The sequence below is a fragment of the Paenibacillus sp. FW101-FHT12H11 genome, assembly GCF_058790355.1.
Window position 1 is genome coordinate 570,462 of sequence record NZ_JBYTCO010000005.1, and the last position, 16,926, is coordinate 587,387.

A 16,926-nucleotide genomic window follows, 5' to 3' on the forward strand; every position below is an offset into this window, starting at 1 on the left:
TGCCTCCTTCATCATACATGTAAGTATACCAATTTTAAGTATATTCCTGTCGCGAGTGCCATGCAAACCGTGCGCAATTTCGATGTTCATTTTCCCGAAAAAATAAACACTGATCACAATGAAGTGTCAGTGTCTATTCCTAGCTTATCTAGTAACCGTCAGCGGAGATATCGCCCAATCGGACGAAACGCCACGCAAACCGATACGCCCGATAAGAAACGCATTCGGATCGGTCCATCGGAGCAAAGGCTCTTTGCTGGCATCGGAAAAAACGGCAATCGTTGGTCCTTCCAGCTTCACGGTTACCTTCCGGGTTTGGCCAGGCTCAAAGGTTAGCGAACCGGCGGCTTCTCCGACGGCATTTTCATAACTGACGCGGCTTAGATTAACTTGACCGTTATGAAACGAAAGCGCATAACCCATGAACGCATCTTTGACCTGATCTTTGAACTCCGATTCATTTGTCGTCCTCAGCAGAATTCCCGCCTCGTCCGCAGTAGCTTTTTTCATTGTCATCTCAAAGCTGACGATATAGTCCGCCCAGCCCCATTCGCCGCCGAAACGATTGACAAGCCCTACTTGGTTCGGTTTAACAACCGACTGCTCCGGGACCGGCACGGTTAGATTCGCTTCGACATACCTAAGCGTAGTCTCGCCTTTCAATTGGCGCAGAGACAGCCATTGTGTCCCTTGCTTCAACTCTAATACCCCCAGTGGTATTTTCGTCCAATCCGAATCGGCTGCAAAGAAGGAGGAATCGAGCTTTATTTTCTTCGACGCTCCATTCGTTTCGACCAGTATAGTCGACCCTGCCGAGTCTTTGGACACATTCACAGCCAGCAAATAGCTGCCGTCCTGCCGACTATTGACTGGGTATCTGAGCCCATCGCCATTACCAGACAAGCTCACGGCATCACTCCCGTCCGGAGTAATTCCTGAAAGGATCCCCGGATGCCCCTCTTGAATACCATGAACCGCTTCCATCGTACCTGGCAGCGGTTTTACAACTTTCCGATCGCTGCTGCCATTAAATTCGTTGGAAAAAGCCGTGTAATGCAAGCCTGGCTTTGTTTCCTGAGGCCACAGATAGCCAATGCGTCCGGCCTTCGCCACCTCGCTGGAATACTCAATCTTAAGCAGCCCGTCCCAATAAATCATCGTACCAGACATTCCTGTCTCAACCCGGATTGTATGGAGTTTCGTAAGATCCGTGCCCTGCGGCAGCTTCTTCGTGGAAACAACCGCTTCACTGCCATTCACACGCTTGATAAGCGCAAGTTCCATTGAAGCTCCATTAATACGTGTTGCCCAGTAGTTTTCCGAATCGGTGTAGGCGAATAATGTTTCCAGCAAGTTTGGCGCATCATCCTGCTCCCCCACTTGGAAATTATATTCAGCCGTATAGTCGCTGCCAGTGCCCATTCGACTCAGCAACGTCTCTCCACCTTTCGTTGAACTGATCTTCTCCCACTTGTCTGTGGGAGGCGCTGCACCTGGCTCATCTCGGAATTCAGGCATTTCGGGTGCTTCCTGCAGTGTTCCGTGCGTCGGTCCTAACACGGACATCTTATCGCCGTTGAATACAAGCCGATCCAGATTCATTTTGCGGACGGGTGGTCCTTCCGCAGAGCGTCCTATCAGGTTGTGATAGACGATGTAATATGAATCCATATTAGGTCCCATGACTGTTGCACTGTGACCAAGGCCATTGAAATCGTTCGCCGTGGAAATCAGGATCGGATTATTCTCAGGAATGGTATAGGCGGCAGCGGGTGATTCATGATTAATCCCGTAATTAACGCGATAGCCCTTGCTGAAAACGTGATTACCCGTGTACGTTATGAAATATCGTCCGTTTCGCTTGATGATCATCGAACCTTCCGTCCAGTGCCCTAAGGAAGCGTTCAATTGTTTTCCTGCGTCAATTGTCAATGGATTGGGCATCGAACTTATCATAATACCGCCGAATTTGGCGTGAGTAAAATACCATTTCTCATCATCATCGATAAAAACAGAACCATCAATCGCGAAGCCCAGATTATCCGTCTTTTTCACGAAGGGTCCGGTAGGCTTGTCACTTTGTAAGACGTAATGTCCTTTACCCGCCGGCGAAGTGTACATATAGAACGCACCGTTCCAATAGATAACTTCCGGCGCATAAGCACCCTCACTGACAGGTTCCTCCGTAACCAAACCTTCGTATCGCCACTTCACTAGATCATCCGAACTCCAGGCCTTAACGCCGACTCTTCTGTCCTTCGTGCTGCAATATAAATAGTATTTACCGTTAAAACGCAGAATGTATGGGTCTCCTATGCCGTAATCCTCCCACTCCTGATCCAAAACAAAGGGATTCTGGTAGGTTTGCCCCAAGGTTACCTCCATCCTGTTCGCCTCCTCCCGCCCCTGAAGTTGGGATTGCATAACAACTGCCACAATGACCAGGATTGCGGCACACATTGCTAACGCTATAATCCATACTTTATTCCATCGCAATCGGTTGTCTTTCCTTCCCATTAGCGATTGATTTCTAGTACATAGATAGACGACGCTTTCAATGGACAAGTCACTTGCGATTTCGTAATCGCTAGATCATGGGATTTACAGACCACGGTTTCAGGATTTAACGCGTCATTAATACTTTCATAATGATCCGCAGTGACTTCCAGTAAGCTAGCGGTTCCTGTTTCAACAAAACCGCCGAGTTGAATATCCGTCGTCGTATCTTCGAGACCTCGATTCACGATAAAAATGGTCAGCTTATCTCCCAGAGCATTCGTACAAGCCACAACATCCAAATTCGGCAGAGCATTTAAATGAGGAACTTGGATCGGGCTGTTTACTTCAAAACATCCGCAATCGATATGGGTTTCAACAACATGGCTGAGATCACGGTTCGCATACATTTTCATGACATAATAGGTCGGTGTGCCGTAAATCGTTAAGGAATTTTCGCTTCTTCCAGAGGATTTCCCTCGAAACTGGTCCGCATAAAAGTCTCCTACGCGAATGCATCCGCCAAGCCAACCATTCACTAGATCCGAGAAGCTGCCGATTTCTATCAAATCGCTATTTCGGATAAATTCATTCAAATTCGCTGCATTTGCCACGGCTGCTTCAAGTGTGTGTTCGTTAGGCAGACCTTTGCGAATCGTGTTCGGATAATACATGGTGTTGTATTCCGTTACAGCTAATTTAATATGTGCATACCGATCAGATGAGGCGAAGAGTTCCCTCGTTTGACGTACGGTTTCTCTTGTCCATTCGGGAAAAGAAACGATAGCTTTGTAGCGATCTTCTCTTAACGTACCGTGATTCATTCCAAAACGGTTACACCCGTGATACAAATGTAAAGTTAAGAAATCAACGTGCTCAGCGGCTTTTTCCAGTAAGGTTTGATTCCAATCCATTTTGTCATGACCGCAGGCAAGCAATTTAATTTCGGGATCGGCCGCTTTCATGGATTCGGCAAATCGCGTATAGCGTTCTGCGAACTGTTCTGCTGTGCAATGGCCTACCTGCCATCCTCCCCATACTTCGTTCCCGATCTCCCAATATTTCACATCATATGGCTCGGTATGCCCATTAGCCGCCCGAAGTTTCCCCATCGGTGTATCCACGCCGCCATTGCAATATTCAATCCACTCCGCTGCTTCTTCAGGTGTTCCAGATCCATCATTTACACAGATAAGCGGTTCTACCTTCAACTCTCGACAAAATGCGATAAACTCGTCTGTTCCAAAATATTTATTCGTCCAGCCACCCCAAGCTTCATTAATGACTGCAGGGCGCTCATACACAGGACCGATAGCCTGCTGCCAATGATAGGCACTAATATAATTCCCGGCAAGCCGCATCATGCCGGCGTTCAGGCCTCTCGTCATCTCCATCACTTCTTTGCGAACATTGCCTACGCTATTAGAAGGGAGCAGTGAAATATGATCCAACCAAAGCATCCCCGTGGAAACATGATCCAACCAGCGTTCATGCTCCGATGGCACATATAATCTGAACTCAGCATTTTCACAATCCCGTTGTACCTGGAGACTTGCTTCATAATGCTTCCAATTATGGCTTTCAATTTTGATACGTGTATGTCCGAGCACTTCGCCACTCGTTTTATCCACGATTTCCGCAATAACGAATTTGATTTCTATAGAAGCTCTTGCATACAGCGCAAGTGTATAGCCAGTTTGATCTTGTTGGACGGCAATCGTTTGTTTAATCCCGGCAAATCCCTCGTCATCGCTATAAATTCTGATCCGCTGACTATGACCGGAGTGATGAGCTGCCGCAGGTTCAAGCCCATACAGCGTGCTTTTCCCATTTGTAAAAGGACGCCAGTTCCCTGATAGCCCCCTGTACGCGACATCCGTACTTTCAAAATCCATATCTCTCAGCGGATAAGCCAACATCGCATCCATATGATCTCGGATATCCTCTACAAAATGACCGAATATATAAGGATTAATTGGACTAGTACCGACTTGATTTGTATTCACTTGAATGCTAGCTCTAGATTGCACCATAAACGCAACGCTTCCTTTCACGTTCTATCCTTTTAATGAGCCAATCATAACGCCCTTCACAAAATGCCGCTGTACGAATGGATACATCAACAATACCGGCAAGCTGGAAATGATAATAACCACATATTTAATGCTTTCAGCTAAAAGCACTTTAGATTCAAGCCCAACGTTGCTATCGGCTGCATCTGACTGACTAACCATGAGTACTTCACGCAGCACAAGCTGCAGCGGATACAAATCTTTACTGCGAATATAGATTAAGGCATTAAAATAAGAGTTCCAATGACCGACAGCATAGAAAAGGATCATGACGGCCATAATCGGTTTCGATAGCGGTAAAATCACATGGGTCAACAGCTTCCAATTCGAACATCCATCGATATTTGCGGCTTCCTGAATCTCCCAAGGAATGCTGGTTTGAAAATACGTTCTCATAACAATTAAGTTATACGTAGCAATTGCACCAGGGATAACTAATGACCACATCGTATCCACCATGCCTAAATTTTTCACGAGGAGATAGGAAGGAATGAGGCCCCCGCTGAAAAACATCGTAAGCGTTACAAAAAACATGATACCGCCACGTCCAGGCAAATCCGGTCTTGACAGTGGATAGGCGGCAAGTGTCGTCATCACCAGGTTGATTACTGTACCGATTAACGTATACAGAATCGTATTTCCGTAACCGTTCCAAATCTGATCGTTATGAAAAACGTTCCGGTATGCTTCTAACGTGATCTGCTTGGGCAGCAAGATGACATCGCCATTCAGCACTAGTGCGGGATCGCTGAAAGAGGCGCTTACGATAAAGATGAGTGGATACAACACGATAACTACAATTAAAGCGGCCAGTATGTTTACAACAGCATCAAATACTTTTTCATCCGAGCTCCTCTTTGTGAGCGTTTGCATCTCCATCATTAGGCTCCTCCTACCATAAACTTGTTTCCGCCTTTTTACGGGCAAAGCGATTCACAAGGATCAACAGCGCAAGGTTGATTATGGAGTTGAACAATCCTATAGCAGCTGTATAGCTGTACTCGCCTTTCAAAATACCCGCTGAGTAGACGAAAGTGGAAATGACATCGCTGGATTCCAAATTCAAATTATTTTGCATGAGCAAAATTTTCTCAAACCCAACATTCATGAAGTGTCCCAAATCGAGGATCAATAAAATGACGATAACCGGTAGAATACCCGGTATAGAGACGTGCCAGATGCGACGCAGCCGGCTTGCACCATCCATTTTTGCGGCTTCATACAGCTGCGGATTGACTCCACTCAGGGCTGCAATATAGATAATTGATTGCCACCCCATATTTTGCCAGATATTGGAGCTAATAAAAATCGACTTAAACCAGCCCGCAGAATCGAGAAATCGTACAGGTTCTCCGCCAAAGGCTTCAATGATTGAATTCAATGGACCGCCTCGAGGAGATAAAAAGAGCATCAGCATTCCCACCATTACAACGATGGAAATAAAATGCGGAATGTACGTAATGTTTTGCACCACTTTACTGAATGCTTTATTACGAATTTCTGTAACCAGTAAAGCAAGCAGAATCGGAATCGGGAATGCAAATAATAAGGAAAATAAATTAATAGAAATCGTGTTCCACAGGAGTCTCCAGAAATAATAAGATTCTACAAAACGCTTGAAGTGATCAAACCCTACCCATGGGCTGCCATTGATCCCCTTCGCCGGGCTGAAGTTTTTGAAAGCGATCTGCAGACCGTATAAAGGCCCATAATGGAACACAAGATACCATACAATTGGAATGAGCAGCATTAGGTATAGATCATATCGACTGCTCACAGATTTCAAGAGGCTGGAGCGCCTCGATTTGGGTCGAGACGCAGTGCCCGCTGTATTTGCCGTACTGTTCATCTGTCGTCCTCCAGCCGTCAACACTTATTTTTGCTGTTTGAGTTTATCGTAAGCTTCTTGATACAGTTTCTGAAGCTCGTCAATTTTCATTTTCTTCAAAGTGCTTTGAAACTCGCCCCACTTATCAAAACTTAGGGCACCCGCGATAAACTTCGTGCTCTGCTCCTCGTAATATTTATCAATATCATTACGCAAAATGTTAATTTGTTGGGCCGTTTGCTCATCAAACATCGGTGATGCATAACGAATCTTCGGCATGTACGGATCCAGCTTCTTTTGAGCTTCCTGAACCTGAGGCGGATTGATGTATGAAGCCACCTTCTCGCTGATCAAATGCGGCGCTCCTCCTCCAGCGTAAGGGGTGATTTTGCCTTGATTACCGGAATTCAGGAAAGCTTCTGTATAAAATGGAATGCCATCACGCAATTCATAGTTCTCGCCCTTGCGACCGAAACGCAATAAAGTAGAGCCTTCATCGCCAAAGAAATAATCAACCCAACGCAGCGTAGCTTCGGGATTTTTGTTTACAGAGGTAATGGCAAAAGCACCAAAATCCCTCGGAACCGGTTGCGCCAACTGCAGTCTATCACCATGAGGCCCTTTCACTGGAGCTATACCGATGTATTGATCCGCCACTTTCGTATCCAGCATCGGATTATTCGTCTGATCAAAGAAGAAACCGGTATTTCCTGTCCCTTGCTTAGCCAAATACTGGGCTTCCTTCTGCGTAAATAGCTCTGAATCCAGCAATTTCTCGGAATACAGCTTATTTAGGTACATTAATAATTCTTTGTTCCGATCGCTGCCCATCCAAATATTCACTTTGTCATTGTCCAAGTTAATGTTATATCCTAATTGAAAATCCAAGCCAAAGGATCCCGCCATGATAGGAACGATGCTGAGGCCATTGCGCGCTGTCATCGGGATTTCATCCTGTTTGCCATTGCCATTCGGATCTTTATCCCGGAAAGCTTTCAGTACTTCGTACAGTTCGTCCGTCGTCTCAGGTTCTTTCAGGTTCAGCTTCTTCAGCCACACTTGATTCATCCAACGTTTATCCGTTCTGGCAGCGTTTACAGTTACGATTCCAGGCAAGGCATAAATGTGACCCTCAGGTGTCGTGATCGCAGAACGAATTTCCGGATATGTATCCATCAGCTTTTTGATATTCGGCGCGTACTTATCAATCAAACTCTCAAGAGGAATTAATTGACCTCCGGAGCCGTATCGAATTGCCTCTAATGGTGTCAAGCCTGAGCGGTACAAAGCATCAGGAAGTTCATTCGATGCGAAAAGCAGATTCTTTTTCTCGTTAAAACCATCCGTTGGCGCTTCAATGAACTCAACTTGAATGTTGCTCATTTTCTCGTAATCCTGAAACACCGGCATGTCTTTAAACGGTCCGTTGACAGGCGCAATTCGTGTGAACATTTTCAGCTTCAACGGTTCTTTGACAATCGGAAATCCTTCTGCAGATGCATTACTTGATGTTTCCCCTTTGGATTTGCCATCTTTCTCTGTACTTGGTTTATCCGTGCTGCAAGCCGATAAGGTCATGCTGGAAACAACTAAAGTAGAAAGCAGTACTGTCCCCCATTTTCTTTTCATTCATTCTTTCCTCCGATCATGTTGTTTTCCCCTTGTAGGAAAGCGTTTTCTAAGGGTTGATCTCATTATAAAGAATGATTTCATCCTTCTGATTCAACATATATGACATTTCATTCTACTTTTTTGATGTTTTCAAATGATCGATATAGGCTTGCGGTGTCATTCCCGTTATGCTTTTAAACACTTTAAAAAAGTAAGTATAGCTCAAAAAGCCAACCTCACTGCTTATTTGCTTGAGCGCGTAAGCATCGGATTCCATGAGCATACAGCTTTTTTTAATACGGACGCGATTGATATATTCTGTAAATGTCATTTGCGTTTCCTCTTTGAACAATCTGCTTAAGTAGGACGGATTTAGATTGAGAGCACCGGCTGTGCTTTCCAAGGAAATATTGGCGGCATAGTAATCCGAAATGTATTGGACCGCTTTGCCAATATGACGTGAGTAGGATCCCCCAGCTTGCTGTTCCTTAATGAAATCAACAATCCGTGCGTAGTAAGACAATACCCACATTTCGATTTCGGAAACACTGCTCATCCAACCAAATTCATTCCGTGTAGGGATAAGCTGCACATTTTCCGTGGCGATATGAGAAAATTGCCGTTTCAGCGACATCTCCACGAGTCGAAGCAATTCGCTGACTATGGTTTGTACCGTCATAGCGTACACCGGCTGATGTCTGACAGTGGCAAAAATAGTTGTAATCGTATGGTGAATCCTATCCCCGTCGAGCTGCTCCAGGTAAAGGAGCAGATGCTTCTTCTCTTCTACAATCAGAGCATCTCTTAGTGTCGCAGGGTGCATACCTTGATATAAAATATCATATATCTCTTGATCGGCCTTACGGTAACTGGCGACAAGCTGCTTTAAACTCCCGCTTCGCGGGCCAATGATACAGACACATTTCAAATTAAGAAATTTCTCCAGGGAATGCGAAAGCGCGCTAGCAGCTTGATTAATTTGGCTCGTTACCGCCAGTTCACTTCGCTCCTCGGATGAAAACAGAATAATAAATCGTCCTTCCCCTACGTAACCTACCGTTCGTTTCTGAACATCTCCAATTGCCATTTGCATCACATCCGTCACTTGCTGCACGAACCTATTTTTCTGAACGTCATTCAACAACTCCGTGACTAGCAGAAACGGTACGATTTGGACGGAGGCAGTTCCATAATTGACGGCATGCGTGTAGAGGTCATTGTCTTTGGCATAAGCCAGCAATGATTCTTCGGCCCCCTCCATATCTCTAGCCAAATTCGCTACATGTTCGCGCAGTATGACCGGGCTTAGACTTTCGATGATTTGAGTTTGCACGCTGCGTGCTTTATGCTCCCGCGCTTCACTCTGCAGCTCCATGACGGCTCGATCCAGAAGCGCTAAGAGCGCACTTGCGTTCAAGCGATGTTTGAGCAAATAATCCATGGCTCCATTCATTAGACAAGTACGAACATAATCGAAATCGTCGAAGCTGCTCAGCATAATCATTTTAACCATCGGAAATTGCTCTTTGATTCGGCGGCTGAGTTCTACCCCATTCATCGCCGGCATGCTCACATCCACAATGGCAATGTGCGGAGTATGCTGCTCCATCATAGAAAGGGCTATAGCGCCGTTCTGCGCTTCTCCGCAAATGGTGAATCCATGTTTTTCCCAGTCCAGCATTCCCTTCACATCGTTGCGGGCTAACGCCTCATCGTCAACCAATAAGACCTCAAACATCTTTCACCCCTCCTGTTCACTTCACGTTATCATTGGAAATCTGATCTGCACAGTCGTGTAGGCATCAGGTTCACTATCTAGAAAAACTCCGTATGGCTCTCCGAAAAGACGAACGATACGCTCATGTACATTGCGCACTCCCATGCCGCTGAAGCGTGTATTCGTGTTCGCTTCGAAGAGCGCCTTGATCTGATCTTTCGACATCCCTTTGCCGTTATCTCGGACATCTATTCTCAATTCCTTGCTCTCCTCATAGATGCGAATCAACACTTCGCCCTCGCACTCCGAGCCGGAGAGCCCATGAATAATGGCGTTCTCCACAAGAGGCTGGAGCATCAGTTTCAACACGCTAAGCTGCAAAAGCTCATCATTTTCAACTTCAATCATCAGATGGACGGGTTCTACATATTTGTATTTTTCAATGGTCACGTAGCTACGGACATACTGAAGTTCTTCTTGCAGTGTAAGAAATTCATTCGTATTTCCAAGCACACCGCGCATGAGCTCAATCAATGATTCAGATACTTCAACAATGTTCGGCACCCCGTTTAGCTTAGCTAAATATTTCACCGTATTCAAAGTGTTATATAGAAAATGAGGACGAATTTGAGCCTGCAGAACAGCCAATTCCGCTTCACGTTTCTCCTTTTCCGTTGTCATGATTCCCTCAAGTAAACGCTTTAATTGTTCCACCATGCTTTTGAAAACTTGATACAGCTGACCGATTTCATCCTTGGAATGGATTTCGACAGACGGCAGCGACATATTGCCCTCCATGACATGCATCATCATCGACCTTAACCTGCGAATATTTCTCGTCATGCGGGAAGAAACCTGTAAGGTGCCAATGACAATGATGATAAAAACGATAATAGCTACAGTGGCTAACATATGACGGATTCGCGCCGTTTCGGTTAATAGCGACTTCATGGGTACGAGCGCAAGCGTAGACCACCCTGTATACTCAGATTTGCGCAAGACGACGAGATAAGAGGTTTGGTTAATGATCCTTTCAACCGAACCGTCTGTACCGTTAAGTTCCTGATTAAGCTTAATGATCGTTTCTTTATCAAGAACGCTTGTGCTCGGTTGATAAATAAACTCGTTTTTCCTGTCTACGACATATAACATACTATCCGACGTAGGTTTAACATCATATATTTTCCTAACAATTTCGTCATTCAAATCGAACATGACCATACCGATTAGATTCCGGTTATAACGGAGCTCACGCCCGGTTACAATCGAATTATTAAAGCCGGTTTGATGAAAATAGGCGTGGCCCGATCCATTTTGCAGCAAATCGTCCATCATCGGGGTGAATAAAATGTTCTTGTCGAGCCACGGGGAGCCCACAAAAAACACCTTTTCATTCAAGCCGATAACGGCTACCCTCGATATGTACGGCTTATAGGCAATCAGGGCGGATAAAAATTCCTCGATTCGTTTTTGTTCCTGAAACCACTCGAAACTCGGCTCCTCCGTCTTGCTAAGCAGTGTGTCCAATACGGTTTTATTCGTAGCAACCACGGTGTTTAATCGGCTTACTTCTTCTAATCGGAGATTCAAGGATTCATCTGCCTGACGGATACTTTCCGTCACAGACGTGATCGCATTGTTCTTGACCGTTTCTCTCATATACAAATAAACGATGCTCGTAACGGCCACGATGCCCAGCAGTGTTACCAAGCTGAAGGCGACGAAGATTTTCCCCTGAATGCTTACCGTAGGTGAAATTAACTTCTTCAAGGAGGAAAACTTCATAGGTAGGTGCTCCCTTCTACTACGCTTAGATTAGAAAAAAACATGAACCCAGCCCGGCAGCCCGAGCTTGATTCATGCTTTTATATTACTCACAACTAGGCGTTATGCATAGCCCTTGTCCATCTTCCTCCGCTTCAAGAAGCACGATTCCCGGGCGTGTCCGGAAAGGTGCCGTGCGATCGTTCCCAAAAAAGGTGGACCAAAGCCTGCCGTCTCGATCGATAAACATCGTTCCGTGGCCTCCATGAGGCACCCCTACACGCCTAGGTGTATAAGGGCCATAAATGTGATCCGCTACGGCATACATTAAATCGTAAGTGCCGTCTACCCGTTTATCGCCATTCCATTCCGCCGCACCAAGGATATACTTCCCTTGATATTTTACGATGAAAGCACCTTCATAACCGACGCGCTGTCCGTCTGAACACAGCAGCTTGCGGGGCTCTTCCGCGAATCCCGTCATATTCTTTTTCATTCGAGCTATTTTCCCATCCTGCCAGACAAAATACACCTCGCCATCGCTATCCTGGAAAAAGCTTGAATCAATATCCGTATTCGTCATGCGGCCCATATCGATATAAGGACCTTCAGCGTCTCCGGACAAACTTTTGATTAACCCGGTACCCCCGCCTTGTAGGGAATATGTGATCCAGAATGTCTCATACAAATAGATCATTTCCGGTGCCCAGAGACACGGTTTCTCATAAATATGGTTCTCCCATGAACCGTTCTCGGATAGATCCCACACTTTAGCAACATGATGCCACTCCTGCAAGTCAGATGACCTCCACAAGTGCAGCTGATTATTCCGGTCCCAAAAGTTGCGATGCGGTTTATCGGATGTCCCTGTCAGATAATAAGTGCCATCAGGTCCGGTGCTTATATGAGGATCTCGAATTGGAAAATCAGCGACAGGTTTGAGACCGCCCACTGCCCCCTTCTCCAGCACCACGGCCTCCGTCGGCCTTATGAATCCAGGACTGGCAAAAGTCATTGGAACGACAGCCGGATAATGCTCAACCAATGAATATTCGCCACTACCTGTAAATGAGGCATAAATCTGATGTTCGGGTCCATCGAACAGACTTATTTGCCCGCCATGGGGAAGCGCCAAATATCTCCGGCTGTAGGGGCCATAGATGGAATGGCTGACAGCAACAAACGTATCCACTGCTTCGCTGCCCATCCGAGTAAAACGATCGGCACAAAACATGGCGTAGGTTCCCTCTTTTTTGTATAAAAAAGCACCATACGTACCGATTTGCAACTTGCCGGTATACGATGCATCATCCTCGCGTCCCGCTATTTTCCACGGTTGTACCTCAATCATTCTCGGATTTTCTGCAAAGCCGGTCATATCCTCTTTCATACGAGCGATTTGACCATGACTGTAAACCCAGTAGACAGCTCCGTCTTCATCCTCAAATAACGAGGCATCCTGCCCATCCGTTGTCATCTTTCCCATATCTTCGTATGGCCCCAACGCGGAATTCGACGTGGATCTAAGCAATCCCGTGCCGCCTTGGCTTAACCCGTATGTAACCCAAAACGTTCCTTTAATGAAACGTATTTTCGGCGCGCAAATGCCAGCTGTGTCCGTCCCCTCTTTTTGCCATGTCCCCTCCAGCTCTAAGCTCCATACGCTTACTGGTTCTGTCCATGTCTTTAAGTCCGTCGAAGTCCACACCAGCACATTAGCGCCATCAACCGTTCCCGTCAAATAATACGAATGCTCCGGTCCGGTACAAATATTCGCGTCCTTCAAAGGAACATCGATTAATCGTTCAATGCTTACCGCATTTTCTGAATAGCTGGTACAGGCAGCCCATTCCGTTTCAGGATGTGGAGGCTGTATGATAAAATCGTTTTTCATTGGATTCTTCCTTTCCTAATCGCCGTATGCCTAAGATAAGTATACCGTGCTTTGTCCAAACTCTTAATATAGAAAGCTGCGCATGAGGTGAGGAAAACGGACATCGAACAAATCACGGCATCTTTTCAGGAGAGTAGCCATAATAGTTGCGAAAAGCTCTTGAGAACGAATATAGACTAGGATAGCCGACACTATAAGAGACTTCCGTGATCGTCCGATCCTTTAAAGATATTAACGCAGCAGCCTTTTCCATTTTGAGACGATATAAATAACGATTTGGCGATACGCCGATCCGCTTCTTGAAAATATCAGAAAAGTATGATCGATGGACCCCCGCCTCTTCAGCAACCTCTTTGATGCTGATTCCTTCCAACGCATGCAGCTGCATAAAATCAAGGGACCGCTTTAACCAAGGAAGGTCATCTACGTTGTTCGTTTTCTCATCGATTATTGTCTTGCCCCCTTTCATAAGGGCAGCAAAGATTCCATACAATTGCTCCTGAAGTCCGGTTGAAAAGCCGATGTCCTCCGCTTCATCCGGTTGATCTGAGATGAACTGCAGGAAAGCATACAGTTTTGTCCAGACTTCCCGGTTGCATCTTGCACGTAATACGGGAGTCGTTTGTGTTAATCCAAGCGAATGCAGCAGCGCCAAAGCTTGCTGACCTTGAAAAGCTATCCAAACAAGCTTTAAAGTCTCTTTTTGTTCGTAGATACGGTAGGAATAGGATTCATCCGGGAAAAAACAGCAAAGATCATTCGGTTGAAGAATCGCTTCCCCACTTTCAGATTGAAGAAGTAATTGACCTTCCACTACGAAGTGCAGGCTGTAGCATTCAATTCTTTTAGGACCGACCTGATAGTTCGGTTTGGCAACGTTATGCCCAATACGAATACACCACAAGCCGCTCATTTTTATAAACTCATTAGGATTTAAATAATGGTGTTGTGCATATTCGTGGGGAAATTCCTGCATTCCATATTCACCTCAAGACTTGATAGATAACTTTAAGATTATAATACCTAACAAAATGTTAAACGTATACGTTTCTATGATATTTTAAATTCAACAACTCTACCTTATTATTAATATAGAATTTCGAAACATGGAGGAGTTATTGGATGAAGAAACCTAATATTTTGTTAATCACTAGTGACCAGCAGCATTGGAATACGTTAGGTGCTTTTAACTCGGAAATCAAGACGCCGAATTTGGATCGTTTAGTGAAGGAAGGAACGACATTTACGCGGTCCTATTGTCCAAACCCGACTTGCACGCCGACCAGAGCTTCCATCATTACAGGCATGTATCCAAGCCAACACGGAGCATGGACACTTGGCACAAAGCTGTTAGAGAATGTGCATACGGTCGGCGAAGATTTTCGTGAAGCCGGTTATAATTCCGCACTTGTCGGTAAAGCTCATTTTCAACCTTTAGCTTCTACAGAACAATACCCTTCTCTCGAAGCTTATCCGATCTTACAAGATCTTGATTTTTGGAAAAAGAATAACGGCCCCTTCTACGGCTTCGATCATGTAGAACTAGCCCGTAATCATACGAATGAAGCGCATGTCGGCCAACATTACGCCCTGTGGATGGAAGAAAAGGGCTGCATGAACTGGCGTGATTATTTCCTGCCGCCAACCGGGACGATGGATCGCTCCATTCTTCACAAATGGCCTATTCCAGAGCAATATCACTACAATACCTGGATTGCTGAGAGAACCAACGCGCTTCTGGAGCAATATAAAGAAGAAGATCAAAGCTTTTTTCTTTGGTCCAGCTTCTTTGACCCACATCCGGATTATTTGGCACCTGAACCGTGGGATACCATGTATGATCCCGATCAGCTGACGATTCCAGAAGTCACGCTTGGCGAGCATGACCAAAATCCACCTCATTTTCAATTAACCCAATTGGAAAATCCTGATTTTCAACCCTGGCAGGAAGGTGACTATGCGGTCCATGGCTATCATTCCCATTCAGCTTTGTATTCCGAGCAAGACCGCAAACAACTGGTCGCAACCTACTATGGCATGATCAGTCTAATGGACAAATATATTGGTAATATTTTGGATAAGCTTGATGAACTAGGTCTCGCGGAAAATACAATCGTAGTATTTACAACGGACCATGGGCACTTCTATGGTCAACACGGCCTCCAGGCCAAAGGCGGCTTCCATTACGAGGATCTCATTAAGATTCCGTTCATGGTTCGATATCCCGGCCAAGTTCCTGCTGGAGTTACTTCGCCTGCCATTCAGTCATTGGTAGATCTGGCCCCTACCTTCCTTTCACTATGCGGTATTACGATTCCTCACCATATGACAGGTGTAGATCAGTCACAAGTCTGGCGCGGTCAGCAAAGCCAAGCCAGGGATCATGCGATTTGCGAGTTTCGTCATACCCCAACGACGATTCACCAAAAAACCTATGTGGATGAGAGATATAAAATTACCGTGTATTATAACCAAACGTATGGGGAAGTTTTTGATTTGCAAGAAGATCCGGGCGAAATCCGCAATTTATGGAATCTTCCAGAATACCAGACCCTGAAATCGGAGCTTTTGTTGAAATATGCGTGGGCGGAACTAGGTAAAGAGTCTATGGCGATGCCTCGGGTTTGGCATGCGTAAAGAGGATGAAGAACGTGAATAAGCTCGGGAAGCATGGTCCTATCTATCATCTGCCGCGGGTAGGAGACCCTCCTCCCCTAAGCGTACAGTTCTTGGGGGTAAATTACTGCGAATCGGATTATTGCAATATTCGCGAGCTTGCGCAGGTAACCGTTTTCGGTTTGGTACGCTCAGGACAAGGAAACGTTACGGTTGGTACACGAACCTTGACTGCGCGTCAGGGAGATGTCTTCATCCTCCCTGCAGGCTGCTATCATGAAGTTGCCTCAGACTCACAGAATGAGGAGCAATGGAGCTACATATGGTTAAACATTAGCGGCAACTGGATTCTTAAGATGCTCGAAGCGTACCAATTGCTTCCCCATATCGTCGTGCAGAATAGCGGATTAGACTCTCTTTTTCACGAGGCAATTGACAACGCTAAACATAAATCCGCGCAGGAGCTGCAAACTGAGCTTCAGATTATCCTTATGCGAATCATCGTTTGCCTCTCTGAGGTATTGCGAAAACAAGGCGATACTTTAACGTCAACAGTTCAATCTATCAAACAATTTCTGGATAACAGTGTCTTCTCTCCTTACGATACATCTGAGCTCTCTACTCAAATTGGTGTTTCTACCAGACACATGAATCGCTTATTTAAAAAAGAAGTGGGAACTACCCTTTATAACTATGTCATTGCTAAAAAGATAGAATCCGCTAAACGAATGCTGGTTGACACTCAATTGACCATAAGTGAAATTGGATACAAGCTGGGATATTTCGATCCCCATTACTTTTCGAACCTGTTCCACAGCAAAACAAATGTGAGACCTAGCGACTTTCGCAAGACATTTCGTGAAATGCTATAGAAATACCCGCGAGGACTTTTTCTTCGCGGCCTTTTTTTTGACTTTGAATGGGCACT

At 45.5% G+C, this 16,926-nt stretch carries 11 protein-coding genes; 2 read left to right on the forward strand and 9 right to left on the reverse strand.

Annotated elements, in window-relative coordinates:
• Positions 1-144: 144 nt before the first annotated feature.
• From AC3WTJ_RS19430 to AC3WTJ_RS19470, 9 genes are all read right to left on the reverse strand, one after another.
• The gene (locus tag AC3WTJ_RS19430) at positions 145-2,385 is read right to left on the reverse strand and encodes a family 43 glycosylhydrolase (RefSeq protein WP_492523212.1); all 2,241 of its coding nucleotides are present in this window, start codon (positions 2,383-2,385) and stop codon (positions 145-147) included.
• Positions 2,386-2,516: 131 nt separating this feature from the next.
• Positions 2,517-4,529, reverse strand: a complete 2,013-nt coding sequence (locus AC3WTJ_RS19435) for an alpha-L-arabinofuranosidase family protein (protein WP_492523213.1) — start codon at positions 4,527-4,529, stop codon at positions 2,517-2,519.
• Between the two features lie 24 nt (positions 4,530-4,553).
• Positions 4,554-5,450 (reverse strand): carbohydrate ABC transporter permease, encoded by an 897-nt coding sequence (locus tag AC3WTJ_RS19440; RefSeq protein ID WP_492523214.1) that lies wholly within the window; start codon positions 5,448-5,450, stop codon positions 4,554-4,556.
• A 10-nt stretch (positions 5,451-5,460) separates the two neighbouring features.
• Positions 5,461-6,417 (reverse strand): ABC transporter permease, encoded by a 957-nt coding sequence (locus tag AC3WTJ_RS19445; RefSeq protein ID WP_492523215.1) that lies wholly within the window; start codon positions 6,415-6,417, stop codon positions 5,461-5,463.
• Positions 6,418-6,441: 24 nt separating this feature from the next.
• Entirely contained in the window at positions 6,442-8,025 is a 1,584-nt protein-coding gene (locus tag AC3WTJ_RS19450) for an extracellular solute-binding protein (protein ID WP_492523216.1), read from the reverse strand.
• A gap of 115 nt (positions 8,026-8,140) precedes the next feature.
• Complete coding sequence (locus AC3WTJ_RS19455) at positions 8,141-9,745, reverse strand: response regulator (RefSeq protein WP_492523217.1); 1,605 nt, start codon at positions 9,743-9,745, stop codon at positions 8,141-8,143.
• A 21-nt stretch (positions 9,746-9,766) separates the two neighbouring features.
• Entirely contained in the window at positions 9,767-11,509 is a 1,743-nt protein-coding gene (locus AC3WTJ_RS19460) for a cache domain-containing sensor histidine kinase (RefSeq protein WP_492523218.1), read from the reverse strand.
• Positions 11,510-11,594: 85 nt separating this feature from the next.
• Entirely contained in the window at positions 11,595-13,382 is a 1,788-nt protein-coding gene (locus AC3WTJ_RS19465) for a family 43 glycosylhydrolase (protein WP_492523219.1), read from the reverse strand.
• Between the two features lie 112 nt (positions 13,383-13,494).
• Positions 13,495-14,358: an AraC family transcriptional regulator gene (locus AC3WTJ_RS19470; protein WP_492523220.1), complete on the reverse strand. Its 864-nt coding sequence runs from the start codon at positions 14,356-14,358 to the stop codon at positions 13,495-13,497.
• A 146-nt stretch (positions 14,359-14,504) separates the two neighbouring features.
• Between AC3WTJ_RS19470 and AC3WTJ_RS19475 the strand changes: the two genes are divergently transcribed.
• Together AC3WTJ_RS19475 and AC3WTJ_RS19480 are read left to right on the forward strand one after the other, a co-directional pair.
• Positions 14,505-16,019, forward strand: coding sequence for a sulfatase family protein (locus AC3WTJ_RS19475; protein WP_492523221.1), 1,515 nt, complete (start codon positions 14,505-14,507; stop codon positions 16,017-16,019).
• Between the two features lie 14 nt (positions 16,020-16,033).
• Positions 16,034-16,870, forward strand: coding sequence for an AraC family transcriptional regulator (locus AC3WTJ_RS19480; protein WP_492523222.1), 837 nt, complete (start codon positions 16,034-16,036; stop codon positions 16,868-16,870).
• Positions 16,871-16,926: the final 56 nt, after the last annotated feature.